Source organism: Pseudomonas sp. PSE1(2024), from assembly GCF_050990555.1.
Taxonomy (GTDB): domain Bacteria; phylum Pseudomonadota; class Gammaproteobacteria; order Pseudomonadales; family Pseudomonadaceae; genus Aquipseudomonas; species Aquipseudomonas aphyarum.
This window is the reverse complement of record NZ_CP158967.1, coordinates 4360416-4385662: the sequence shown is the minus strand read 5'-3', so window position 1 is coordinate 4385662 and position 25247 is coordinate 4360416. Positions and strand designations below refer to the sequence as shown.

Here is a 25247-nt window from a genome sequence, read left to right as displayed (position 1 = left end):
TTGCGTTTGCGCTTCGCCGATTACAGCTTGGCTTGCAGCAGCGCCTCGAGTTTTTCCTGGTCGCGGGCAAACTGACGGATGCCTTCGGCCAGTTTCTCGGTGGCCATCGCGTCTTCGTTGGACAACCAGCGGAATTGCGCTTCGTTGAGGCTCAGGCGCGCTTCGCCGGCATGGCCCGGAGCGAGTTTGCGTTCCAGCTTGCCGGTGTCGGCTGCCAGTTTCTCGATCAGGTCCGGGCTGATGGTCAGGCGGTCGCAGCCGGCCAGTTGCTCGATCTGGTTGAGGTTACGGAAGCTCGCGCCCATCACCACGGTCTTGTAGTCATTGGCCTTGTAGTAGTTGTAAATGCGCGTCACGGACTGCACGCCCGGATCGTCGGCACCGGTGTAGTCGTTGCCGTTGGCCTTCTTGTACCAGTCGTAGATGCGGCCCACGAACGGCGAGATCAGGAACACGCCGGCATCGGCGCAGGCCGCGGCCTGAGCGAAGGAGAACAGCAGAGTCAGGTTGGTCTGGATGCCTTCCTTTTCCAGGATCTCGGCAGCACGGATGCCTTCCCAGGTCGAGGCGATCTTGATCAGCACGCGGTCACGGCCAACGCCGGCCTTGTCGTACAGTTCGATCAGACGATGGGCGCGCTTGAGCACCGCGTCCTGGTCGAACGACAGGCGCGCATCCACTTCGGTGGAAATGCGGCCCGGAATGACCTTGAGGATTTCCTGACCGACCGCGACGCCGAAACGGTCGCTGGCCAGGCCGACATCGCCCTTGCAGTCGCGCACGCTGGCATTCAGCAGTTCGGCGTAGGCCGGAATGGCCGCTGCCTTGAGCAGCAGGGAAGGGTTGGTGGTGGCGTCGACCGGTTTGACCCGGGCAATCGCTTCGAAGTCGCCGGTGTCGGCCACGACGGTGGTGAACTGTTTGAGTTGTTCCAGCTTGGAAGTCATGAGCGTGCTCTGTCCTATGGGTCTGGTGACATTACCCGAGCGTCGGCAGCCACTCAAGGGCATGTCGGCGTATCGAGCGCCCCGCTGGCAACAACCTGAAAACGGCTGTTTGAAAGGCGGGGCGCGTTATCGATCAATACGATGCCAAAAAGGACCACAGGTTCAAAGCAACCGACCCGGTGCGCAGCGCCTATTCGGCGTTGAGCTGGGTCGAAGCCGCCGTTTGTGCCGGTTTCGACTGGCCGTCGGAGGTCAGCAGGCCGAAATTCTTCTCCCGGTCGTTGCTGCCCGACTCGCTGTTCTTCCATTCGTAAATCGACGTCAGCGGGATGTTGAGTTTTTTAACATCGGCGATGAACGCAGAGATTTTGGTTGCTTGCCCGTCCGGTCCGCCGTTGGAGGCGAGCGCCGAGATGCCCCATTCACTGATAACGCCCGGCAGATGGAAGTTTTGCTGGATGAAGGTCTGCGCGTTGCTGATCTGCGTCGCGGTCATCCCGTAAGGGTGATAGGAAATGGCATCCAGGCATTGAGGATAAGTGCCGAGGATGCTGTTGAGTGCCACGGTCGAGGCGGAGCCGGCCGTCGGCGGGCGGGCGAAACCGAATCCCACCAGAGGCGTCGATTGCGGCTTGCCCTGCAGCGTCTTGCACATGGCCGTCATGAACGGCACGAAGGTGTTTTTGAAGTCTCCGGTGGGCCAGTAGGTGTCGAGATCCGGTTCATTCCAGATTTCGATCCCCACCAGTTGTGTGCTCCAGGCTTGCTCAAGCCCGCTCACCGCGTTGGCGAACGCTTCACCGGCGGTTGTCAGGTCGCCGGTCAACGGCTTGGTGGCGCGCACAGTCATCAAGACTGGTAATCCGGCGGCTCGCGCCGCCGCGAACGCATCGCTGATCTGTTTCTGATAGGCCTTGGCGCCGAGGCTGTCGCTCCAGACGCCGAAGCGCACAAAGCTGAATCCGGCAGCTTTGATCTGCTCGGCGTCGGCCGGGGTGAAGTTCTGGATCTTGACCTGAACGCCGATGGTTCTGGCGGGCAGTGACGGGAACAACGCGCTGGCGTGAACCTGCGCGGTAGCACTGAGCATCAACAGGGCGGCGGCACCAAGATGTTTGAGATGTGCTGATTTCATGTCTGCTCTCCTGATGAGAATGACATCTAGCCAATAGTTATCTCGTTGCCTGTATTTCGATGACGAAGAGGGCGCGAAGTGCATGAATGTTATTTTTTGTCGGAAAACTTTCGCCCGAAAATCACAGTTATTTTTAGTCCGGTAATTCTGGTTGGGGGACTTTTAGAGGCCGTGGTACTTAATGCACCGGTATTAACGGGTGAATCTATTTCCGAGTGAAGGAAGGTCTTGCGGGTTCATTCGAATGTGCAAGGCATGTTGGCCGATTGACATTACACGGGAAAGTAAACCTTGTTCAAAAAGATTCTTGTCGTTTGCGTAGGCAATATCTGCCGAAGTCCGACAGCGGAACTTCTGTTGCGCAACGCGCTGACCCCTTCGGCGATCAGCGTGACCTCCGCAGGCCTGTCTGCACGGGTCGGCGAAGGCATGGAGTCGACCGCACGCCAGGTTCTGGAAGACCGTGGGCACAGTGCCGACGGATTCAAGGCACGGCAACTGACAGCGGACATCGTCAATGAATCAGACCTGATTCTGGTCATGGAAAAACAACATGTTAATCAAGTACTGAAGATTGCCTCTCACGCCAGGGGCAAAGTGTTTCTGCTGGGCAAGTGGCAGAGCGAACGAGAAATACAGGACCCGTATCGTCAGGGGCAAGCCGCTTTTATTCATGCCCATGCATTGATTGAAGATGCTGTTAGCTCATGGGCGCAACGCCTGGCGCGTTGATGAATATTCTTCAGTTCAGTGAATGGTAAGAAAGACTTATGCAGTTACCGTCAGTAATCGGCACCCGCGACAACGATCAAGACAGTATTGATCTTCTCGGCATCTTCGGCAGCCTGATCGATCAGAAATGGTTGATCGGTGCGTTCACCGGCGCGTTCATGATGACCGGTGTGGCTTACGCGATCTTGGCCACGCCGGTGTATCTGGCCAACGCGCTGGTGCAGGTCGAGCCGAAAAAGAACGACATGCTCGGTTTTTCCGACCTCAACAGCATGCTCGGCGGACAATCGCCGTCGGTGACCGAAATCGGCATCATCAAATCCCGCGCGGTGATCGGCAAGACGGTCGACGATCTGCGCCTGGACATCGACGTCACCCCCAGCACTTTTCCGCTGATTGGCGGCTTTCTTTCCCGGCGCTATCGCGGCGAGACCGAACTCAGCGTCGCGCCACCGCGTTTCGGCCTGAGCAGCTACGCCTGGGGCGGTGAGCGCCTGGAGTTTGCCAAGCTCAATCTGCCCAAGGAACTGCTGGGCAAGAAACTCACCCTGATCGCCGGCGAACAACATCGCTTCCAACTGCTCGACGACAACGACAACCTGCTGGTCGACGGCGTGGCGGGCGAAGCCTTCGCGCAGGACGGCGTAGAAGGGCAGATCACGCAGCTGTTGGCCAACCCCAGGACCCGTTTCGAAGTGGTGCGCTACCCGCGAATCGTGACCATTCAGGGTTATCAGGACGCGCTGGACATCTCCGAGCAAGGCAAGGAATCGGGGATCATCCGTCTGGCCCTGGCCAGCAGCGATGCTGCCGAAGCAGTGAAGATTCTCAACAAGATCGCTTCGCTGTACGTGGATCAGAACGTACGCCGTACCTCTGCCGAAGCCGCGCAGAGCCTGGCCTTCCTGCAAAGCCAATTGCCGCAGGTCAAGCGTGACCTGGCCAAGGCCAGCGATGCGCTCAACGCCTACCAGACCCACGGCAAGACCGTGAACATCTCGCTGGAAACCCAATCGGTGCTCGGCCAGTCCGTGGCGCTCGAAACGCGGATTTCCGAGCTGAAGCTGCAACAGGCGGAGATGGACCGCAAGTTCACCAAACAGCACCCGGCCTACCGCGCGCTGATGACCCAGATCGGTGAACTGACCCAGCAACAGCGCTCGCTGGAAGACAAGGTTCAGGACCTGCCGGCCACGCAGCAGGAATTGCTCAACCTGACCCGCGACGTCGAAGTCGCCTCACAGATCTACACCCAGTTGCTGAACAAGTCCCAGGAACTGGACATCATCCGCGCCGGTGCCGTGGGTAACGTGCGTCTGGTGGATACGGCGGATGTCGACCTGACCAGCCCGGTCAAACCGAAAAAAGCCCTGATCGTGCTGATCGCTACTTTCCTCGGCGCCTTTGTCGGCGTGGCGCTGGTGCTGTTGCGCAAATCCCTGAGCAAGGGCCTGGAAGGGCCGGAAGCCATCGAACAGCTCGGCTTGCCGGTCTACGCGTCGATTCCCTACAGCGCCCTGCAACAGGAGGAGGACAGCAAAAAAGTCCGGGCCAAAATCGCGGCAGACACGCCGGCATACCTGCTGGCCCTGCGCAACCCGACGGACCTGTCCATCGAATCGATCCGCAGCCTGCGCACCTGCCTGCACTTCGCGGCGCTGGATTCGACCAACAACCGCATCATGATTTCCGGCCCTAGCCCGCAGGTCGGCAAGACCTTCGTCTCCTCCAACCTCGCGGCGGTCATGGCCCAGAGCGGGCAGCGCGTCGTGCTGATCGACGCCGACATGCGCAAGGGGCATCTGCACAAGACCCTGAACACGCCGATCACCAACGGCTTGTCGGATCTGCTGGTCAAGCGCTGCACCCTCGATCAGGCGATCAACAAGGTCGAAGTCGACAACCTGCACTTCATCAGCCGTGGCCAGGTTCCACCGAACCCTTCCGAACTGTTGATGCACGCCAATTTCCGCGAACTGCTGGCGCAACTCAGCGAGCGCTATGACGTGGTGATCATCGACACGCCACCGCTGCTGGCCGTGACCGATGCGGCGATTGTCGGTCGCGAAGCCGGCATCAGCCTGATTGTCGCGCGGTTCGGGGTGAACCCGGCCAAGGAAATCGAAATGACGATCCGTCGTTTCGCCCAGAACGGTATCGAGTTGAAGGGCGCGGTGTTTAACGGCGTCGAGAAGCGTGCGGCCAGCTATTACGGCAACGGCAGCTATTACAACTACGAATACGCGTCCGACCAGTCCTGAATTTCAGCGACGGTCCTTACAGGCATGAAAGTGGGTGGGTTGTGAAAAAAATACTGCACGTGGCGGAAACGATCAAAGGTGGGGTGGCGACGGTCATCCGCACGATTTCGGCGGCTCCGGAAGACGGGCGCTATGAGCTGGTGTACCTGGTCCCGCTCGACCAGAAGAAAGAGCTGCACGGCATCGATGCACAGCAGATCCGCACCTTCGCCCGAAGCGGGCGGAATGTGCCGTCTCTGCTGCGTTTTGCCTGGCAACTGGCGCGGGTCCTGCTCAAGGAAAAACCCGATGTGGTGCATCTGCACAGCACTTTTTCCGGGGTGATCGGCCGTTGCGTGTGTGTGCTGCTGCGGCCGTGGCGCAAGCCGAAAATCGTCTACTGTCCCCATGCGTTTTCGTTCCTGATGGAAAGCTCGCCGGTCAAGCAGAAAGTCTATGCGTGGATCGAGCGGGTGCTGCAGAAGGTCACGGACAAGATCATTTGCGTCAGCCAGTTCGAGCTGGACAAGGCCGCGAAATTTGGCATCGAGCGCCAGCGCATGACGCTGATCTACAACGGCATCGATCACAAGCATGACGAACGCAAGGCCAACGATCCGGCACCGATTCATCTCCTGTTCGTCGGTCGTCTCGACTATCAGAAAGGCTTCGACGTGTTGCTCAAGGCCTACAGCGAAGCAAAACGCAGCGACCTGAAACTGACGGTGGTGGGCAGTGCGGTGAACGAGGACGTCGTCGAATGTCCGCCGCTGGACGGGGTGGAATACCTGCCCTGGGTGACGCCAACCGAAGTGCACGCGCTGTATCAGCAAGCCGATGCGCTGATCGTGCCGAGTCGCTGGGAAGGCTTTGCCATGGTGCCGCTGGAAGGCATGGCGCTGGGTCTGCCGGTGATCGCCAGCGACTGCACGTCGTTGCCCGAGCTGGTCACCCATGGTGTCTCCGGTTACGTGTTCCCCGCCGGTGACCACCAGGCCCTGGCCGATCGCCTGAAGAAAATCCAGAAGCCTGCGTTGTCGGCCCTCGGCATCGAAGGTCGGCGCATCGTCCGCGAGCGTTTCAGCGCCGCGTTGATGATCCGCCAGACCTACGACGTGTATTCCGCTCCCTCTTATTAAGTAGAACTCCGCTCATGAACGTAACGATTTTGCATGGCTACAGTGCCTCCAACTCCGGCGATGGTCTGCTGGTCGATCTGGCCATTGCGCTGGTGCAGCGCAACTTTGGCGAAGACACCGCGATCAGTGTCGTGGCGTCCGATCCGGACTCTTTCAAGTACCTACCGCACCCGCGCTTCGACGCGCCGGTGATGGCGGCCAAGGGCCTGGGTCGGGTCAAGGAAGCGGTGTTCCTCAACCAGTCCTACGCGGGGCTGGCGGATCTGTTGAAGAAAACCGATCTGATCGTCGGCGTCGGTGGCGGCTACATGCGCTCGAAAAGTGCCTTCGAGCACATCAAGCTGAAACTCGGCCACGCCAAGCAACTGGAAACCGCGATCCTCAGCAAGGTGCCGTCGGTGTACCTGCCGCAAAGCATCGGGCCGTTCCACGGCGACAGCGACAAGATCGTCGGCCACTACGCCAGCGCCGATGCGGTGTTCGTGCGCGATAACCGTTCCTCGGCGCTGTTCGATGCTTGCGAGAATGTCTACCGCGCACCGGACCTCGCGGTGCAGGCGCTGGCCGGCAAGATCCTTCAGCAACCCAAGTTCACCCGCTGCGCCTCGACGCCGGCCACGGTGTGCGTGGTGCTGCGCAAGCCGCCGGCATGGAGCAAGGAAAAGAAACTTGCCTACGTGGCCAACCTGAAAGTGCTGCTGCAGCGTTTGAAGAACAAAAGCAAAGTGGTCTGCGCCGTACAGAGCGCCGTGCGCGGTAACGATGACGGCGCGTTCTATCGCGAACTGGGCATCACCGAAGACCTGCTGCCGCTGAAGGCGACGCTGGCCAAATACCAACCGGACCTGGTGATTTCCGTACGCCTGCACGGCGCGATCGAATCGCTGCTTTCGGGGGTGCCGGCGTACCACATCAGCTACGAACGCAAAGGCTTCGGCGCCTATCAGGACATGGGCGTCGAGGACTGGGTCATCAACGGCGGCGACATCAATGTCGACACCATCATAGACACCGTTTACGCGCCTGACGCGCTGTCGAATTTCGGCAAACGCCTGACCGACACCTGCCGCGAGATCGAGGCGAAAACCGTGGCCATGGACGACATCATCAAGGGCGTCATTCGATGATATTCCGGCTGTTGCTGCGAGGCGGGGCACTGGGCGCGAAGTTCCTGCTGGTGCTCGCCATCACCCATTACCTCGGTTACGAGGCGCTGGGTTTTTACGGCGTGGTGGTCGCGGCGTCGTTGATCGCGTCGAAGTTCTACAGCGTCGGTTTCAGTTCCGAGATCAATCGGCTGATCAGCGTAGGCGGCAGTTCGCGCCGGGTCGTGGACAAGGTGCTGCTGCTGTACCTGGCCGTGGGCCTGGCGCTGTCGGTGCTGACGGTGCTGATTTATTCACTGTTCCAGTCGGTGGAGGCGACCACCGCGCTGATCGCTTGCGTGACGCTGGTACTGCTCACCGAACACCTGTCGTTCGAGATCAACTCGTTCGTGTTTTCCGCGCAGAAAGCCACGGCGGGTGCGCTGTTGTTTTTCATCAAGACCGGGCTCTGGGCATTGCTGGCCGTGGGCGGCATGGCGCTCGGGTGGGTGTCTGGAATCGCCAGCGTGCTGTGGCTGTGGGTCATCGCCAACGTGCTGGTGATCGTCGCCGGTTACCTGATCGTGGTGAACGTCCATCGCGGGCGGGAAGAGGGGACGCTGGCCACCGCCGCCGTGTGGAAAGCCGGGTTGCCGTTTTATCTGGGCACTGGCCTGATCGCGCTGAGTCAGTATGCCGAGCGCTTTCTGATCATCGACCTCGAACCCTACGCCAGCCTCGGTAAATACGTGTACGCGTGGTCGGCGGCCAACACCTTGCAGGCGCTGTCCTACGCGGTGGTGGCGGTGGTCGGGATTCCGCTGCTTGCCAAGCGTTATCAGGCCGATCAGCAACCGTTCACGGTCCGGCAGTTGTTCGTGAACAAGTGGGTCGCGCGTTCGCTGGTGGTGTCGGCGGCGGTCGCGGTGGGCATTTATCTGTTCTTCAACGTGGTGCTCGATTACGTCGCCACCAGTGTTCCGCGTCCGGACAACGGCATCCTCGGCGTGCTGATTTTCTCCTTCGCCCTGCGTGCCATTGGTGACATCGTCTGGGGCGGGTTGATCGCTTCGAAAAACAGCCGGGTGTCCCTGGCCAGCGCGGCCATTTGTCTGTTGGTTTCAGTGCCGGTCAGTTACCTGCTGATCAAGCACTGGTCGATCTACGGCGCGGCCTGGGGCAACGTCTTCGCGATCACCGTGCAGCTCGCCGTGATTGCGCTGCTGACTCGTGCCACGCGGGCGAAAAAGGCTGTCGTGTCATGGGCCTGAAACTGCCGTGCATCGAGTTTCGCGGCCGCCGACTCGACTCCTCGCTGTCGTTCCTGATCCTGTTCACCGGGCTGTTTCTGTCGGTGGCGATGCCGCTGCTGATTCCCCGCGATCCCGGCCCGGATGCGATGACTCTGTGGTCGTCGTATGCCCGGGCCGACAACTGTAATTTCTGGAACCCGTTCTCGCCGGATCGCTCGTCCTACGAGTGTTCGGCGTTCCTGTTGCGGCCCACCGGGATCAACCTGACCAACGCCTGGGCCTACGGGATGTTCTGCAACTTTTTCCTCACGGCGATTCCCGTGGTGGTGTTCCGGCGCATGCCGCTGACCATCTTCGGAACCCTGTGCCTGTGGGGCATCGTGCGTTCGTTCTTCCTGGAAAACCTGACCAAGGAAATCATCGTGTCGGTGGCGGTGCTGAGCATTCTGTTCAGCTCGTTGACGCGCAAATATCGCGGCGGATTTTTCCTCTCGGCGGTGATCTACGGCGTGCTGATCCGGCCCTACTGGATTCTGTTTTCGCTGTCCTGGGTCGGCGTCTGCGTGATGAAGAAATACGTCTCGCGCACGACCTTCTTCCTGATGCTGTTCCTGTTCTATCTCGCGGTTGCGATGGCGATCCAGCTGGCGCTGGGCTTTCCGGTGTCGTCGATTCGCGCCAGCAACAACGAACTGCGCACGGCGGGCGAAGAGGGTTCCAAATCGCTGATCGTGTCGTGGCTCAGCGGCAGCGACTTCGTCTCGCAGGCCCTGGACTCGATGATCATTTTCTTCCGGTTGTCGTTCCCCGTTGAGCTGATCCTGCTGTCCGGACCGGGCCAGGTGATCTTCGTGGCGTTGATGATCATGACCGCGCTGCTGCTGTTCAAAGTCATCACCTCGACCGATTACAAGGGCGCGCCGATCCAGACCAAACCCAAGGAACTGATCGCGATTCCGCTGGCGTTCCTGCTGGTTCAAGGCTTGTTCGAACCGGACTTCGGCTCGTTCGCCCGGCACTTTTCGATGGTGGTGCCGGTGCTGTTCGTGGGCCTGGGTCTGATGCTGCGGGCGAACAAACCGGTGAAGGTTGAATCAAGAATTCTGAATTGAGGCGGGTGCTTTATGTCGAGCAAGAAAAAGTCCCTGGAGATCGAAACCCTGCGTGGCCTGGCGTGCCTGTTGCTGGTGCTCTATCACGTGATCGGGCCGTTGGGCGGTGGTTTGAAAATCGACATCGGCTCGCCGTTCCGGGTGATCGCCGATTCGATGGTGTACGTGCGCATGCCGCTGTTCACCTTCATCTCCGGCTACATCTATTCCATCTACAAGATTCGCGGCAATGACTTTTCCGCGTTCTTCAGCGGCAAGGTGCGGCGGCTGATCGTGCCGCTGTTTTGCGTGGGTGTGCCGTTCTCGGTGTTGCAGGCGGTGGGGCCGGGCGTGAACAAGGATGTCAGCGTGATGGATGCGCTGTTGTCGTTCTATGTGCCGATCAACCACTTCTGGTTCCTGCAGGCGGTGTTCATCATTTTCATGTTCGTCGGCCTGCTGGAATGGCGCGGGTTGCTGCGCACGCCAACGCGCCTGTATCTGCTGTTCGCGTTCGCGGCGGCGGTGTTCCTGCTGCCAGCGTTTCCGGTGGATGCGTTCGGTATCAACGGGGCGATTTATCTGCTGCCGTTCTTTGTGGCGGGCATGATCGGCCAGGAGAAAGTCAGCGAGCTGAAGCAGACGTTCAAGGTGATCGGCCCGCTGGTGTTTGTGCTGATCTCGCTGACGCTGTTGTACGTGGCGTCGGTGGACCGCGAGCTGATCGTCGACCGCCGCAGCCTGATCGGCCTGACGGTGGGCTGCGTGTCCTGCCTCGCGCTGCTGTCGAGTGACATGCGCTCGAAGGCGCTGACCTGGCTCGGCGGTTACTCCTATGCGATTTTCCTGTTTCATGTGTTGTTCGCCGCCACGTCGCGCTCGATCCTCGGCCGCTTGGGCGTGAAAGACGAAAGCGTGCTGGTGTTCTGCGGCGTGACGTGTGGCTTGCTCGGGCCGGTGGTGTTGTCGATGATTTTCAGTCGGTTCAACTTCACCTCCGTGCTGTTCCTTGGCGAACGTGCCGCGACCAAGAAGAAACCGGCAGCGACCATCGCGCCGGTGGCGCAGACCCGATGAAGGAAGCGATTCATGCTGGCTGTTGATGATGTGCCGCCGGTGGCGGCGTCGGTGGTGCAAATCGGCGATGCTCGCGAGCGGTTTGGCCAGTGGCGCGAGGGCAAGGCCGGCAAGGTGTTGTCGATCTCGGTGATCGGCGACAGCTACAGCGCCGGGCAGGATTTCTACCTGAACAAACTGGTGCAACGGGTGGCCGGGGAGGTCGGGTTTGCCGGGCCGGGTTATGTCGGCTTCAACCACGGCGCAGCGTTGGGCGGCACGCATTTCAAGTACACCCGCAGCAGCGAAAAATACTTCGGCGGCGACTGGCAGGTCTCCGGCCTCGGCCAGGCCAGCCCCGACAGCCGCACGGTGACCGGCCGCCCCGGCGCCTGGCTGCAAGTCGAGGCCAACCCGACGCCCGCCATCAACACCGCCGTCACTCAGGCGAAACTGCTCTACCTCGGCAACGGTGATTCCAGTGAGTTGCGTTATCGCTGGTCACCTTCCGCCGACTGGCAGCCGTTGAAACTCGCGGGCGAGGGTGTTCAGGAAGTCCCGTTGTCTGGCACATCCGCCGCGACCGACTGGGCTTTCAGGCTGGAAGTGGTTAAGGGCACGCCGACCTTGTTCGGCCTGTGGCTGAGCAACGATCAGAACGGGATTCGGGTGTCGAAACTGGCCGCGTCCGGCGCGGCGTCGGCTGATTTCTACCACGACGATGCCCGCTGGCAGGCGCAGTGGAAAGCCGTTGTGTCGAAGATTCCCGCAGACATTTACCTGATCATGCTCGGTGGCAACGATCAGGGTTTTGGCGTGAAGCCCGAGCAGTATCTGCACAACGTTCAGGGGCTGGTCGGCATGCTCCGCGAGATTCAACCGGCGGCGAGCATCAACCTGATCCTGCGTCAGGACACCACCCGCTCCAGCGCCTATCCGATGTCGGCTTATGCGCAGGTCATCGAGCCCTGGGCCCGTGAGCAGCGTCTGGGTTACGCCAATCTGCAATGCGCGTTCGGCACCGACGTCAAACGCTACGCCGCAGCCATGATCGGGCCGGACAAGATTCATCCGGTCCCGGCCACGGGTGGGCGGGTGATTGCCGATTACTTCTATCGTTGGGTCGTGGGCGGACAGCAAAAAGTCACGCCACAGGACAACTGTGGCGAGACTTCGAAGTAGTCGTCAGTTGTCGAACAGATCCAGATGGCTCAGCAGCTCTGCGGTTTTTTGCGGCATCAACTGCGTCACGCAACGGGTTTCCACGTTGACGATGATCGCCGGGTCGTTGCAGCAGATCCGCACGCGAAAACGCCAGTCGCTGAAAATCACTTTCAGGCCGTCGCGGTCATCGACCTCCAGCGCCTGTTCGCCATAGATCCGTTTCAGGTGGGCGAGCAGGGGATAGGGATCGCGCATCGGTCGGCGTATGTCCCCGGAGGAGGGAAACACACCGATGCGATCGACCAGCAGCAGGGTGCCCAGCCACGGGCCATTGGCGCTGGGCAATGGCTGATGGCGGGATAACCAGCTCATCACCCCGAGGTTGTCCACCTCACGTTCAATCTCTGCGGAATGTTGTGCAATGTTCATGGTTGCCTCGTTGGATGTGCGTGCTGCAATGAATCAGTGGGGGCCGCTCAGCGGCCCTTCAGGTAAACGTTGTCGTAGCAGAAGTTGGTCGCCTGCAGGTAACCCTCGGCGTCGCCGCAGTCGAAGCGCAGCCCCTTGAACTTGTAGGCCAGCACGCAACCGTTCTGCGCCTGTTTCATCAGGGCGTCGGTGATCTGGATTTCGCCGCCCTTGCCCGGCTCGGTGTCGGCGATCAGGTCGAAGATGTCCGGCGTGAGGATGTAGCGGCCGATGATCGCCAGGTTCGACGGTGCGTCTTGCGGGGCCGGTTTTTCCACCATGTGGTTGACCCGGTAGATGCCCTCGGAAATCGCCTCGCCGGCGATCACGCCGTACTTGTGGGTCTGGTCGCGCGGGACTTCCTGGATGGCGACGATCGAGCAGCGGAATTTCTTGTACAGCTCGATCATCTGCGTCAGCACGCCGTCGCCTTCGAGGTTCAGGCACAGGTCGTCCGCCAGCACCACGGCAAAGGGCTCGTCACCGATCAGCGGGCGGCCGCTGAGGATCGCGTGGCCCAGGCCTTTCATTTCCACCTGACGGGTGTAGGAGAACGTGCAGGTGTCGATCAGCTCGCGAGTGCCGGCCAGGAATTTCTCTTTCTCGGTGCCACGGATCTGGTGTTCGAGTTCGTAGCTGATGTCGAAGTGGTCTTCCAGTGCGCGCTTGCCCCGTCCGGTGACGATGGCCATGTGTTGCAGGCCGGCGTCCCGTGCTTCTTCAACGGCGTATTCGATCAACGGCTTGTTGACGATCGGCAGCATTTCCTTGGGCATGGCTTTGGTGGCCGGCAAGAAACGCGTGCCATAACCGGCAGCGGGGAACAAACATTTACGGATCATAAAAGTTTCCTGGTCATTCATGGCGCACTGCCATCGTTTATTGCAATAACGAAGGTTGCAAGTTATTGAAGCTGTACTTTAATACCTGACTCGGGAGATGAGTGGCAAATAGCAATGAGTGTAAAACACGACAATGTTATGAGATGTCGGTTTGACAGTTATTGGTTATTTTTAGTCGGCATCCGTTGATAGTGATGAATGCGCGGGAGTGCTAATAAGTACCAGGCAATACAGTTTGGCTTGTAAAAATATTTATAGCCAGTGATTGAACTGTTTTTGTTTCTGGTTGTTGTCGCGCGGTTTGTGTGAATCAAGACACACATTAAACAAACAGCGCTTGACACGCGAGTTGGCACTTTTCCCACTTATGGACCGCGCTATGAAGATTCTGGTAACGGGTGGCGCCGGCTATATCGGCTCGCACACCACACTTGCACTACTTGAAGCAGGTTATGAAGTTGTAGTTCTGGATAATCTTTGCAACAGCAGCGACGCCGCCTTGCACGCGGTGGAAGCCATTTGCGGCAAAAGTGCGCTGATGATTCGCGGAGATGTCTGTGACCGGGCCCTGCTGGACCGGATTTTCCAGCAGCACGCCATCGATGCCGTGCTGCATTTCGCCGGGCTAAAGGCCGTGGGCGAGAGCGTGCGCAAGCCGCTCGAATACTACGAAACCAACGTCAGCGGCAGCATCACGCTGTGCCAGGCGATGGCAGCGGCGGGGGTGTTCCGGCTGGTGTTCAGTTCGTCCGCCACGGTCTACGGCGAGCCTGAGCAGATGCCGATCCGCGAGGACTTCCCGACCGGCAATCCGACCAATCCCTACGGTCAGTCCAAGCTGATCGTCGAAAACGTGCTGCGCGACCTGTGCCAGTCCGAACCGCGCTGGAGCATTGCGCTGCTGCGCTACTTCAACCCGATCGGCGCGCATCACAGCGGCCAGATGGGCGAAGACCCCAACGGCATCCCCAACAATCTGGTGCCTTACATCAGCCAGGTGGCGGTCGGCAGCCTCAAGGAGTTGTCGATCTTCGGCGACGACTACCCGACGGTCGACGGCACCGGCGTGCGTGATTACATCCACGTCGTCGACCTGGCGGACGGGCACCTGAAAGCCCTGCAAACCATCGCCGACCGCACTGGCATTCATACCTGGAACCTCGGCACCGGCGATGGCTACAGCGTGTTGCAGGTGCTGCGCGCCTTCGAGCAGGCCTGCGGGCAGCCGGTGCCTTACCGGGTGATGCCACGGCGTTCCGGGGATATTGCCGAGAGCTGGGCCGACGCTTCGAAGGCGGCGAAGGAACTCGGCTGGAAAGCCACGCGCAACTTGCAGGACATGGTCACCGACACCTGGCGCTGGCAATCGAATCATCCCCGGGGTTATCAGGGATGATGGCGTTTTAGTGCAATGTTAGTTTCAGTCAGGTTGTTAGATATCGTCGGGAAATTAGACTGGCAATGCCTTTTGCAAGTCCGTAGATATAAACCTGCCGTTCGACTTTTATCAGTTGGGTAAGACTGTGAAAGAACAACGGATCTTGTTCGCGCTTTTTGCGACTTGAACTCTACCACCTCTAACGAACACCCGATGTTCAGGTGCGATGTTAGAAAGGAGTTGATATGAAGAAAGTGATGGCGATCGCCCTGTTGACGATGTTGAGCAACTGGGCCTCCGCAGCTGAAGCGCCGCTTACAGCAGTGACCAATGTATCTGGCAGTGTCGCGGCTTCTACAGCGCCTGCTGCCAGTACTGCCATGGTCGCCAGTGCTGTAGCGGCGTCCAACAGTGGTGGAAGTGCCAACGGCGGTACAACGGGTACCACCGGTACCACGGGTACAACCGGCACGCACAACTAACTGAAGTATCTGTTGGTGCAGTACAGGGTCGCCCGACGAAAGTCGGGTGACTTTGTTTTTGGATTCGCCCTTGAATAGCGTAGTGCCATTATGACCCGTCGTTTTTCTCTTTTATTGTTGGCAAGTATCGCTTTGCAAGGTTGCATGTTCTCCCCCGGCCAGTACCTGAGCACCAGTAGCATCACGCGCCAGGGTGCCAGCGAAAGCAGCCGGGTCGAGCTCATTCAGATCACCCCCAAGCTCATCGCCATGAACCGCGCCACGTACAAGCGTGAGTCGGTGCCGGCGGAGTTGTTGGCGACCCCGGCCGAATACCGCATCGGCAGCAACGATGTGCTGTACATCACGGTCTGGGATCACCCCGAGCTGACCGCCCCTTCGGGTGCGCAACAGCAGATCGATGCCAACGGTCGTCTGGTACGTTCCGACGGCACGTTGTATTACCCGTACATCAAGGAAGTCCAGGCCGCCGGCAAAACCATCCAGCAACTGCGCTCGGACATCGAGCAACGCCTCTCGGCGTTCATTGCCGAGCCGCAAGTGGATGTCGCGGTGCTGCGTTTTGCCAGTCAGAAAGTCGTGGTCTCGGGCGCCGTGGCCAAGGCCGGCCCCCAGGCGATTTCGACCAACCCGCTGAGCGTGGTCGAGGCCCTCGGTTCGGCCGGTGTCGATACCAACAATGCCGACTTGTCCGGGCTGATGCTGACGCGCAACGGGCGGGTCTATCCGCTCAATCTCGATGCGCTCAATCAGCAGGATTCCGAATTGCAGAACGTCTACCTCAAGGGTGGCGATCAGCTGTATCTGCCGTACAACGACAACAAGCGCATCTACGTGATGGGCGAGGTCAACCAGCCCCGTGCGCTGAGCTTCAAGACCGCCACCATGAATCTGTCCGACGTGCTCGGTTCGGTCGGCGGCTTGAGCCAGACCACCTCCAACGGCAACGCCGTGTACGTGATTCGCGGGGTGGAAAACCTCGACGTGGAGCCGGCGAAAATTTATCAGCTGGAAGCCGAGTCGCCGACCGCCATGGCGCTCGCCTCACACTTCGAAGTGCGGCCCCAGGACGTGGTGTATGTCGGGCCTGCCAACGTGACTCGCTGGAATCGCCTGATCAGCCAGTTGGTGCCGTCGGCATCGATTGTCGGGACCGGGGCTTCCGCTGCGAAGAACTGGAGCGAATACAGTAACAACAGCAAATAAGGCCGCCGACTGTGAAAACGTTGAAAGTGGGCGTGTGCCTGATGGCGGCCGTTTTGTTGAGTGGCTGCAATCCGCTGATGAGCGCTTCGTTGAACAACCTCAAGGCGTCGGTCATCGGGCCGGATGAACTCGATGTGTCGGCGGAGCAGGTGGCCGGGGTCAAGTATCCCCAACTCAAACTGACCACACCGTCCGGTTCCGGGGTGCTGGCGCTGGTGCGCGAACGCGAGGACCTGCAGTTCTGGGTCGCCTCCGGCAAGCAGGTGCTGCTGATGCGCGACGGCCTGGCGATGCGCAGCATCGGTCTGGGCGCGGAGGGTGATCTGGACGGCACTCGCCTGTCCGATGACTCGCCGTTCAAACAAGGCCTGCACCGAATCACCGACGGCTACACCAGCCGCCGCTGGATCGACCTCTACAAGGGCCAGGAAGTCGGGATCATCCTCAACAGCCGCTTCTCCCGCCGCGCCCTCGAAACCCTCGAGATTCTCGACAAGGAATACACCGTGCTGCGTGTCGATGAGCAGATTGACGCGCCGGCCATCGGCCTGCGCGCGACCAATCGTTACTGGGTCGATCCGGTGGACGGTTTCATTGTGCAGAGTGAGCAGCAACTGACCTCGCAGTTGCGGGTCAGGATCGTGCAACTGACCCCTGACCGCAGGCATCTCCCGTGAAGCGGCTCAGAGCGCTGGCGGCGTGTTTGATGTTGCTCACCGGGGGCAGCGAGGCAGCGGTCATCGTCAGCGGTGATGTCGCCAACCCCGGCCCGGTCGAATTGCCGGCGGGCGGGCGTTTGCGCGATGTGATCGGCGAGGCCGTGCCGAATGCCGAAGGTTATTGGCTGGCGGGCGTTCTGTTGCGTCAGTCATTGCTGGAAGAACAGACGCGACTCAAGGTCGGCGTGCTGTTCGATCTGGATGTGCTGCATCGCATGGCCATGCTGTTCGACAAGCCGAGTCGTGCGGCGCTGGCACAGCGACTGGCCGAGCAGGTCCGGCAGATGCCGGTGACCGGGCGGCAGATCGCCGATCTCGATCCGGTGGCGGTGGAAGTCGGTTTCGCCCGCAACATCCGTCTCGACGATGGCGATCAACTGATCTACCCGAAACGGGTCGACGAAGTCGAAGTGCTGGGCGCGGTCGCCGAGCCGTGCCGCTTGCCTTACCAGCCGTTGCAGGAAGCCCGCGAATACCTGCAGGGCTGCACGTTGCTGGAGGCCGACGCCGATGCCGACTACCTGTGGCTGATCCAGCCCAACGGCGAATCGCGGCGGGTCGGCATCGCCCACTGGAACCGCGAGAGCGGGCAGATGCCCGTGGCCGGCAGCAAGATTCTGGTGCCGGTGAAAAACGATGATCTGGATCCGCCTGTCCCTGAACTGAATCAGCAGTTGGCCGAATTGATTGCCACGCAGTTGGCTGAGGTGGTTCGTTGAATTTGCGTTTTGCAGCAGTGTTGTTATTGCCGTGTGGCCTGGTGCATGCCGAGCCACGCATTACCCAGAATGACTTCGGCGGCGTCGGTCTGTTGCAGACCCCGACCGCGCGCATGTCGCCCGCCGGTGAGTTGAGCGTCAACGCCAACCGCACCGAACCGTACAGCCGATACAGCGTTTCGTTGCAGCCGCTCGACTGGCTGGAAGGTTCGTTTCGCTACACCGCCATCACCAACCGTCCGTACGGTTCCGAAGCGCTGAGCGGCAGCCAGAGCTATAAGGACAAGGCGGTCGACGCCAAGGTCCGGCTGTGGCAGGAAAGCCACTGGGCGCCGGAAGTGGCGCTGGGCTTTCGAGACATCGGTGGTACCGGTTTGTTTGCCAGTGAATTCTTCGTCGCCAACAAGCGCTACGACAATTTCGATTTCAGCGCCGGCATCGCCTGGGGTTACATCGGTAATCGCGGCGACTTCGACAACCCGCTGGGCTGGGCCAGTGATCGCTTCAAAACCAGACCCGATCTGGAAGGCACCGGTGACGTCAACGCCGGGTCGTACTTTCGCGGCAAGCCTGCGTTTTTCGGCGGCGTGAGTTACCAGACACCCTGGGATCGTCTCAGCCTGAAACTCGAATACGAAGGCAACGACTACAAGCACGAGCCGAAGGACAACATCATCAAGCAGGACTCGCCGATCAACCTCGGCGCGGTGTTCAAGGTGACCGATTCCCTCGATCTGAGCGCCGCGTGGGAGCGGGGCAACACGGCGATGTTCGGCGTCACGTTCCACACCAACTTCGTCAGCCGCAAGGCCCCGGCCAAGACCTTCGACCCACCGGCCGAACCGCTGCCGGCGAAGGCGCCGGCCACGACGATGGAGGAGGTCAACTGGGCCGACGTGTCGCGCCGCTTGCAGCAGAACGCTGGCTACAAGGTCGAGCGCATCACCCAGCGCGATTCCGAACTGATCGTGTACGGCGAGCAGCAGCGCTACTTCCATTCGCCCAAGGCCGTTGGCCGCGCGAGCCGGATTCTCGACAACAGCGTCAACGACGACATCGACTGGTTCACCGTGGTCAACAAGCGCTACGACCTGCCGCTGGAAGAAACCAGCGTGCCCCGGCAGACCTTCCGCGAAGTGATCAACAACGAAGAACCGCTGGAATCGCTGCACCGCACCACCGAGATCAATCCGGCAATGCCGCGCAACGAGAAAACCCTCTACACCGAAGCGCCGCAGCACTTCAATTACGGCGTCGGCCTGGGTTTCAAACAGAACGTCGGCGGCCCCGATGGTTTGCTCTATCAGTTCACTGCCGATCTGGACGCCGAGTACCGCTTCAACCGCAACACCTGGTGGAACGGTTTGCTCAGTCAGAACCTGATCAACAACTTCGACAAGTTCACCTACGACGCACCCAGCGGCCTGCCGCGTGTGCGCACCGATTTGCGTCAGTACCTGACCACGTCGGACACCACCATGCCGCTGTTTCAGGTCAGCCACGCCGAGCAACTGGACAAGGATTTGTACGGCATGGTCTACGGCGGTTATCTGGAGTCGATGTTCGCCGGGGTCGGGGGCGAGGTGCTGTTTCGTCCAACCGGCAAGCGCTGGTCGATCGGTGCGGACCTGAACTATGTGCGTCAGCGTGAGTTCGACCAGGGCTTCGGCCTGCGTGATTACTCGGTCTGGACCGGCCACGTCACCGGCTACACCGACCTGCCGTTCGACACGCTGGCCGCGGTCAGCGTCGGGCGTTATCTGGCGGGCGACTTTGGCGGCACGGTGGATATCTCCCGCGAGTTCTTCAACGGCGTACGTTTTGGCGCCTGGGCGACCATCACCACCGCCGGCAGCGCCGAGTATGGCGAGGGTAGTTTCGACAAGGGGCTGTACCTGTCGATTCCGTTCGACGAAATGATGAGCATGTCGACCATGCGCCGCGCCAACCTGGTGTGGGCGCCGCTGACCCGTGACGGTGGCGCGCGGCTCAATCGCAGCTTCCAGCTGCATTCGATGACGGACAGTCGGGAAGGGGACATGTTCTATCGGAACTTCGGGAAGATTACCGAGTAGGTTCGGGAGAGCGGGGAGTCAGTGGGAGTGGGGTTGCTCCGGGCGGTGTTCCACCGCTATCGCGAGCAGGCTCGCTCCCACATTTGTTTGAGGTGAATAGCAAATCCTGATCCGCTCATCATCCTTGTGGGAGCGAGCCTGCTCGCGATGGCGCTAGTACAGCCAACATCAAAGCATCTGTCACTCCTCGGCTTCAGAGCCCCGACCACCCCCCAAATCCCGCCCACAAAAAAGGGGACTTTCGTCCCCTTGCGGTGTTGCCTTCTCAAGCGCTGCGTCTCAGTAAATATCCTTCGACAGCAGGGTGAACGGCGTCTTCACCAGGATCTTCACATCCAGCCACAGCGACCAGTTGTTGATGTACTTCAGGTCGATCTCGACGCGCTTTTCCATCTTGTCGAGCGTGTCTGTCTCGCCCCGGCAACCGCTGATCTGTGCCAGGCCAGTGATGCCCGGTTTGATTCGGTGGCGGGCCATGTAGGCGAGGATCTTGCCCGAGTAGTAGTTGTTGTGCGCGACGGCGTGCGGACGTGGGCCGACCAGCGCCATGTGGCCTTGCAGCACGTTGAACAGTTGCGGCAGCTCGTCCAGCGAAGTGCGACGGATAAAGCGACCGACTGGCGTGATGCGCGAATCGTTGCGGCTGGCCTGTTTGACGTCATGGTCATCGTGCACACGCATCGAGCGGAATTTCCAGACCTTGATCACCTTGCCGTTCCAGCCATGGCGATCCTGCTTGAAAAACACCGGGCCGGGCGAGGTGAGCTTCACCGCCAGCGCCACGGCCAGCAGCACCGGGCTCAACAGGATGATCGCCAGCAGGGCGACGGCTTTCTCCACCAGGCTCTTGCTCAGCGCAGCGGTCGGGCGGCTGGTCAGCGGGCTTTCGTTGAGGTAGATCGCCGGCAGACCGTCCACGACTTTCACCGAGTGGTTGAGCAGCGTCAGGCTGTTCAGGTCCGGCACCCAGACCACGTCAACGTTGGCATCCAGCAGATCGACGTACATGGCTTCGATGTTGGCGGCTTCCGACAGCGGCAGCGTGATGTACAAGCGGCGGATGTCGTGGGTCTGGATCAGCTCGAGCAATTCGTCCTGAGCGCCGACGACGCGAGGGGCGTCCGCTTCCAGGGACGGCTTGTCGCCGTTGCTGACCAGGCCGACCAGCGGCAGGTTTTCGTGCTGGCTCAACTTCTTCGCCAGGCCCAGCGCCAGTTCGCCGGTGCCGACGATCAGGGTCTTGTGTTCGCTTTTGCGCGAACGCTGGTAGAACTTCGAGAACGCATGCAGCGGTGCGTAAAGCAACGCCTGGCCGAGGAAACCGTAGACCGCCCACTCAAGGATGACCTGGCGGGAAAACAGCGCATCGGCCTTGCAGATGAAGGCGATGAACGCCAGCCCGGCCATGGTCATGAACCAGCCCACGAACAGTCGACCCAGCCCGGTCAGGTAATTGTCTCGCTTTCGATACGCGCCGCTGAAGGTATAAGCCGGCACCGAGGCCAGTACCGCCAGGATTGTGCACATCCGATAGTAGAACTCGACGGTGCCCGTGTGCTGTTCGGCGAGTATGAACAACAGTGAAACAATGAAAGTCTGTGCCAGCGCCCATTGGCCCCAAAAGGTCAGTCCCTTGAGGCCGGTGTTTCGATTGATACGAAGAGAAAGATCCATACGATATCCCCAAAAGACGTCCATTCAGGTTTCGACAGTAGAAAACCGAGTTGTTAAGCAGACTTGTTATTGTTGTTTGAGCCAGTGTCTTGAGGTAACAACGCCGGTATGCGGAACTGTCGTCAGTCAATAGACTAAGTTATTACCGGGGATGCTGTCTGACGAGTTCTAACAAGATGGCACAGTGCCAACTTATTTAAATTTCCAATATTCAAACGTTAGAAAAGGTCGAAAGGCAGGGGGTGAATAATCAATCTTGTGTTTGCTATCGTAGGTGGGGTCAGGAGGCGGGTATAACCAGGGAGGGGTGAAACCAAACAGAGTGCTTTTTTATTTTTGTAATCGCACTTGTATCTGTTTGTCTTGGTAGTGAGGGATGTTGTTTAGGCAACAACTTCCTGGATCAGGCAATAACCGCGATTGCGTACGGCACGAAACAATCGTTCACCGTTGCTGGCGTTCTTGAATTTGTCTTGAAGACGGCTCAGGCACATTTCCAGTCCCCGGTATTGCTCCGGCTCGCGACCGATGCTGAGGATCAGATCGTCCCGACTGACAACACGTTCTTCGTGGTGGAGCATTTTGCGGACCAGTGCGGTTTCGAGCCCGGTGAGACTGATTTCGACACCCTCTTTCGTCAATGCACCCTGATCATTGTCCAGGTGCCAGGCTTCAGTGCAGGGCGCGTCGGACTCGATCGTTCGGGAAGTGTCAGCGGGGTCTTCGGCCATGGCCGTGGAACTGTGGAACGAATGCGCCGATTGTGCGGCCAGCCATTCCGATTCGAGAGTGGCCAATATGCGCTGGGTATCATGTTCGATGCTGCGTGCGACATGCTTCCTTGTGCCGCGTGGGTAAGTGAACTCCATCAGCATCGGAGTGGAAGAGGGCGAAGCAACACCTTCAATAAACATTTGTGCCTGGGACGTGCCAAACGAATTGAAACGTTCGCTGGAGAGGATGTTCTCAAGTTCACGTTGCGACGCCGAGCTATTAGTCACGACAACAAAGTATTTTCTTGGGAGGGTTGTGCTGGTTTCCATGTCTCTCTCCTAAAGTACACACCAAATTTGGCGAAAAAAATAATGGGCAGGCGAGCAATGTTTTCCTCGGAAATAATCGACAGGCAGGGTCTGGGCCCAATGATGGCCCTCGATAAGTTCCACTCGGTCTGCTTTTAGAGTAATGGTTTATTGTTATGTTTAAGTGTTGCAGCGCTCATGCAATTGACAGCTTTTTATTAGATATGTGACGCAGTTAAAACAGTGAGACATCGGATTTTTAGCGCGTTGCATCAGACGTTCCCTCGTAAGCTGCAAAAGAGTGATTCCCTGAATCAGGCGGTCGAGATCAACCCCCTCATCAGACGATAGCCATACCCGCGAATGCTCTGTATGGCGTTCGTACCGTACACGTCCTTGATTTTCCCACGCAAGCGGCTGATGGATTTTTCCAGCGCCCGAGGATCGTAGAAATGGGTGTTGAGCCCCATGATGCTGGCGATTTCATCATGGCTGAGAATGTGATTGCCGGTCTGCGCAAAGGCTTGCAGGATCTTCATTTCGGCAAAGGAGATATCGAGTTTCTTGCTGGTGTCCGAGAGGCAGATGCGGGTGGGATCCAGCACCAGGCTGATATCACGCTGCCATTCTTCACTGTTGAAGAACTCGCCCAGCAGTTCGCCGCTTTCATCGGATAAGGTATTGAGTTTGATACAGAAGTCGGCACCGGCCAGGAAATACTTGATCTTGTTGAACGCGCCGCGCCCGGTGATCACCGCACAAATGATCGGCTTCAAGTTGTCACTGCGCAGGCTTTCCACCCGTGCCAGGTTGTCTTCAAGAGCCTGAGGGCTGTCGATGACAATGAATATGGCCCGATACAAGCCGTGATATTCATTTTGCTGATATGAACTAGCGTAAGAGTCGGCCTCAATGGCCATATCAGACTGCACATGCTTCGCGATTAGCGCGCTAAAGTGTTCAGCCACGCCACGGGTACGACCCAGAGTGAGAACACCTGGTTCGTCGCTTGTGCGGCGCGGGCTTCTAGTCGCTAAGTTACCTGTGAGCATCATGCATTGACTCGAAAAGGTGCTGACATCGGGATGTTAAAGCACCGGTTCTCATCTGTGACTGACAATTGGTAACATTTGCGCGGATTTTAGACGTGGCTCCCGAGTTTTCTAACAATAATTAAGCTTTTCAAGCTTTTAGTTGCTTTTTTCGGGGCTCTGAACTAACGAAAGAGGGCTCGTTAGATGGTGGCAATGTGCAATGGTGCCACTATTTTGTAATTGTGGCGACCTGTTTTTATGTCCCTTGGCCACTACTGATTTGCACGCCAGTACAGGGAGTGTGAGGTGGATCACATTTTAAGGGGCGATGTGATTTTTAGCTATAACACTGACAAGTTCACACACGGACGTTTATTAACATGCCTTGAGTGTGGCTTTTGATAAGACATATTCTCCGTCCCCGAGTCGGGCAATGGGTGTGCATCTGCCAATTGTTTTACTTCAGATACTCAATGCCTGAATGCACTTAACGGCGCGCCCTCAAATAGCGTGCCGACGGAGGATTAATGGATTTACTGACCTTGTTCAAGGTACTGATTCTTGGGGCGGTAGAAGGCCTGACCGAGTTCCTGCCCATTTCCAGTACGGGCCACCAGATTATTGTTGCCGACTTGCTGGAGTTCGGCGGCGAACGCGCCATGGCGTTCAATATCATCATTCAACTGGGCGCCATTCTGGCCGTGGTCTGGGAGTTTCGCCCGAAGATCTTCGAGATCGTCAAAGGCCTGCCGACCCAGAGCAACGCACAGCGTTTTACCCGCAATCTGCTGATCGCTTTTTTCCCGGCGGTCATTCTCGGCGTGTTATTCGCCGACACGATTCATGAATACCTGTTCAACCCGATCACCGTTGCCGTTGCATTGGTCGTGGGCGGCATCGTGATGTTGTGGGCCGAGCAGCGCGATCATGTAGTGAGTGTCGACCATGTGGACGACATGAAGTGGGCCGACGCGCTGAAGATCGGTTGCGTGCAATGCCTGGCGATGATTCCGGGCACGTCGCGCTCCGGTTCCACCATCATCGGCGGTTTGCTGTTCGGCCTGTCACGCAAGGCCGCCACGGAGTTCTCGTTCTTCCTGGCAATGCCGACCATGGTCGGTGCCGCGGTGTATTCCGGCTACAAGTACCGCGAACTGTTCCAGAGCAGCGACCTGCCAGTCTTCGCCCTGGGCTTCGTCGTAGCGTTCATCTTCGCAATGATCGCCGTGCGCGGCCTGCTGAAGTTCATTGCGAACCACAGCTACGCCACCTTCGCCTGGTACCGGATCGCCTTCGGCTTGCTGATCCTTGCCACCTGGCAATTTGGTTGGGTGAACTGGACGGCGGCCGCAGCCGCCTGATCATTGACTACTGATCAGTGCAGCGACGGCGAGGTCATTCAATTCAGAGTCGGGCGAATCCTGACGAAACCGCTGCAACGCCGAGGTGAAATACGCAGCTTGCAGCATGCCGTCACTGGCGAGGAAATAACGTGCCGCTTCTATTTCCTCTACCGAATACACACGTTTTTTCAGTCCGGAAATGTCCGACATCCCGTCGACTGTGACCATCGTCGTCGTGAAAACCAGAAAACCAGACATTTGGGTAGATTGAAAAGGGCCATTTTCCCCGTTGCCGCACCCCTTCGCAAAATCACAGGATGCATAGGCGCTTGCATAGAGAGTCGAGAGTAAAGCGAGGAGGGTGAAACGCTTGAATAAAACACAGCTGAACGTGGGCATAACCAAAAGACATCCTGTCAGTACAACAAAACACCGGGCAACGC

The 25247-nt window shown here is 58.9% G+C and carries 23 protein-coding genes; 15 read left to right on the top strand and 8 right to left on the bottom strand.

Annotated features, from left to right (window positions below; genetic code table 11):
* Nucleotides 1-20: 20 nt before the first annotated feature.
* Together tal and ABTV87_RS19865 are read right to left on the bottom strand one after the other, a co-directional pair.
* Nucleotides 21-947, bottom strand: coding sequence for a transaldolase (gene tal, locus ABTV87_RS19870; RefSeq protein WP_258712109.1), 927 nt, complete (start codon nucleotides 945-947; stop codon nucleotides 21-23).
* Between the two features lie 190 nt (nucleotides 948-1137).
* Nucleotides 1138-2082, bottom strand: a complete 945-nt coding sequence (locus ABTV87_RS19865) for a glycosyl hydrolase family 5 (RefSeq protein WP_433898234.1) — start codon at nucleotides 2080-2082, stop codon at nucleotides 1138-1140.
* A gap of 291 nt (nucleotides 2083-2373) precedes the next feature.
* Between ABTV87_RS19865 and ABTV87_RS19860 the strand changes: the two genes are divergently transcribed.
* Genes ABTV87_RS19860 through ABTV87_RS19825 form a run of 8 tightly spaced genes read left to right on the top strand, consistent with a single transcriptional unit; the run spans nucleotide 2374 to nucleotide 11860 of the window.
* Nucleotides 2374-2814, top strand: a complete 441-nt coding sequence (locus ABTV87_RS19860; protein WP_258712107.1) for a low molecular weight protein-tyrosine-phosphatase — start codon at nucleotides 2374-2376, stop codon at nucleotides 2812-2814.
* 38 nt (nucleotides 2815-2852) lie between these two features.
* On the top strand, nucleotides 2853-5075 hold the full coding sequence (locus ABTV87_RS19855) for a polysaccharide biosynthesis tyrosine autokinase (RefSeq protein WP_433898233.1): 2223 nt from the start codon (nucleotides 2853-2855) through the stop codon (nucleotides 5073-5075).
* A gap of 41 nt (nucleotides 5076-5116) precedes the next feature.
* Nucleotides 5117-6193 (top strand): glycosyltransferase, encoded by a 1077-nt coding sequence (locus ABTV87_RS19850; protein WP_433898232.1) that lies wholly within the window; start codon nucleotides 5117-5119, stop codon nucleotides 6191-6193.
* Between the two features lie 14 nt (nucleotides 6194-6207).
* A complete protein-coding gene (locus ABTV87_RS19845; RefSeq protein WP_007951622.1) occupies nucleotides 6208-7320 on the top strand; it encodes a polysaccharide pyruvyl transferase family protein in 1113 nt (370 codons plus the stop codon).
* Nucleotides 7317-8549, top strand: coding sequence for a polysaccharide biosynthesis C-terminal domain-containing protein (locus ABTV87_RS19840; RefSeq protein WP_433898231.1), 1233 nt, complete (start codon nucleotides 7317-7319; stop codon nucleotides 8547-8549). Before ABTV87_RS19845 ends, ABTV87_RS19840 begins: the two co-directional genes overlap by 4 nt.
* Nucleotides 8540-9643, top strand: a complete 1104-nt coding sequence (locus ABTV87_RS19835; protein ID WP_007951624.1) for a hypothetical protein — start codon at nucleotides 8540-8542, stop codon at nucleotides 9641-9643. The genes ABTV87_RS19840 and ABTV87_RS19835 overlap by 10 nt, the downstream gene beginning before the upstream one ends.
* 12 nt (nucleotides 9644-9655) lie before the next feature.
* On the top strand, nucleotides 9656-10699 hold the full coding sequence (locus ABTV87_RS19830) for an acyltransferase family protein (protein ID WP_433898230.1): 1044 nt from the start codon (nucleotides 9656-9658) through the stop codon (nucleotides 10697-10699).
* A 12-nt stretch (nucleotides 10700-10711) separates the two neighbouring features.
* Nucleotides 10712-11860, top strand: a complete 1149-nt coding sequence (locus ABTV87_RS19825; protein WP_433898229.1) for a GDSL-type esterase/lipase family protein — start codon at nucleotides 10712-10714, stop codon at nucleotides 11858-11860.
* 3 nt (nucleotides 11861-11863) lie between these two features.
* Here ABTV87_RS19825 and ABTV87_RS19820 read toward each other — a convergent pair whose 3' ends face one another.
* The gene (locus ABTV87_RS19820; RefSeq protein ID WP_085608230.1) at nucleotides 11864-12271 is read right to left on the bottom strand and encodes a mannose-1-phosphate guanylyltransferase; all 408 of its coding nucleotides are present in this window, start codon (nucleotides 12269-12271) and stop codon (nucleotides 11864-11866) included.
* 47 nt (nucleotides 12272-12318) lie between these two features.
* Nucleotides 12319-13152 carry a UTP--glucose-1-phosphate uridylyltransferase GalU gene (gene galU, locus ABTV87_RS19815; protein ID WP_007951629.1) on the bottom strand — a complete coding sequence of 278 codons (834 nt, stop codon included), beginning with the start codon at nucleotides 13150-13152 and terminating at the stop codon, nucleotides 12319-12321.
* Nucleotides 13153-13531: 379 nt separating this feature from the next.
* Between galU and galE the strand changes: the two genes are divergently transcribed.
* The 6 genes from galE to ABTV87_RS19785 all read left to right on the top strand — a co-directional run bounded on the left by galE (nucleotide 13532) and on the right by ABTV87_RS19785 (nucleotide 19731).
* The gene (galE, locus tag ABTV87_RS19810; RefSeq protein WP_127799012.1) at nucleotides 13532-14548 is read left to right on the top strand and encodes a UDP-glucose 4-epimerase GalE; all 1017 of its coding nucleotides are present in this window, start codon (nucleotides 13532-13534) and stop codon (nucleotides 14546-14548) included.
* Nucleotides 14549-14775: 227 nt separating this feature from the next.
* The gene (locus ABTV87_RS19805; protein ID WP_003226528.1) at nucleotides 14776-15012 is read left to right on the top strand and encodes a hypothetical protein; all 237 of its coding nucleotides are present in this window, start codon (nucleotides 14776-14778) and stop codon (nucleotides 15010-15012) included.
* A gap of 90 nt (nucleotides 15013-15102) precedes the next feature.
* Nucleotides 15103-16218, top strand: a complete 1116-nt coding sequence (locus ABTV87_RS19800) for a polysaccharide biosynthesis/export family protein (protein WP_176240358.1) — start codon at nucleotides 15103-15105, stop codon at nucleotides 16216-16218.
* A gap of 11 nt (nucleotides 16219-16229) precedes the next feature.
* Entirely contained in the window at nucleotides 16230-16895 is a 666-nt protein-coding gene (locus tag ABTV87_RS19795; protein WP_258712103.1) for a YjbF family lipoprotein, read from the top strand.
* Nucleotides 16892-17656, top strand: coding sequence for a capsule biosynthesis GfcC family protein (locus ABTV87_RS19790; protein ID WP_408980454.1), 765 nt, complete (start codon nucleotides 16892-16894; stop codon nucleotides 17654-17656). The genes ABTV87_RS19795 and ABTV87_RS19790 overlap by 4 nt, the downstream gene beginning before the upstream one ends.
* On the top strand, nucleotides 17653-19731 hold the full coding sequence (locus ABTV87_RS19785; protein WP_433898228.1) for a YjbH domain-containing protein: 2079 nt from the start codon (nucleotides 17653-17655) through the stop codon (nucleotides 19729-19731). Before ABTV87_RS19790 ends, ABTV87_RS19785 begins: the two co-directional genes overlap by 4 nt.
* A gap of 279 nt (nucleotides 19732-20010) precedes the next feature.
* Here ABTV87_RS19785 and ABTV87_RS19780 read toward each other — a convergent pair whose 3' ends face one another.
* From ABTV87_RS19780 to ABTV87_RS19770, 3 genes are all read right to left on the bottom strand, one after another.
* Nucleotides 20011-21405 (bottom strand): undecaprenyl-phosphate glucose phosphotransferase, encoded by a 1395-nt coding sequence (locus ABTV87_RS19780; protein ID WP_433898227.1) that lies wholly within the window; start codon nucleotides 21403-21405, stop codon nucleotides 20011-20013.
* Nucleotides 21406-21788: 383 nt separating this feature from the next.
* Nucleotides 21789-22448 carry a winged helix-turn-helix domain-containing protein gene (locus ABTV87_RS19775; RefSeq protein ID WP_085608234.1) on the bottom strand — a complete coding sequence of 220 codons (660 nt, stop codon included), beginning with the start codon at nucleotides 22446-22448 and terminating at the stop codon, nucleotides 21789-21791.
* 293 nt (nucleotides 22449-22741) lie between these two features.
* Nucleotides 22742-23482: a winged helix-turn-helix domain-containing protein gene (locus ABTV87_RS19770; RefSeq protein ID WP_258712100.1), complete on the bottom strand. Its 741-nt coding sequence runs from the start codon at nucleotides 23480-23482 to the stop codon at nucleotides 22742-22744.
* A 506-nt stretch (nucleotides 23483-23988) separates the two neighbouring features.
* Between ABTV87_RS19770 and ABTV87_RS19765 the strand changes: the two genes are divergently transcribed.
* Complete coding sequence (locus ABTV87_RS19765; protein WP_007951638.1) at nucleotides 23989-24822, top strand: undecaprenyl-diphosphate phosphatase; 834 nt, start codon at nucleotides 23989-23991, stop codon at nucleotides 24820-24822.
* Here ABTV87_RS19765 and ABTV87_RS19760 read toward each other — a convergent pair whose 3' ends face one another.
* Nucleotides 24823-25203 carry a DUF2388 domain-containing protein gene (locus tag ABTV87_RS19760; protein WP_433898226.1) on the bottom strand — a complete coding sequence of 127 codons (381 nt, stop codon included), beginning with the start codon at nucleotides 25201-25203 and terminating at the stop codon, nucleotides 24823-24825.
* Between the last annotated feature and the right edge of the window lie 44 nt (nucleotides 25204-25247).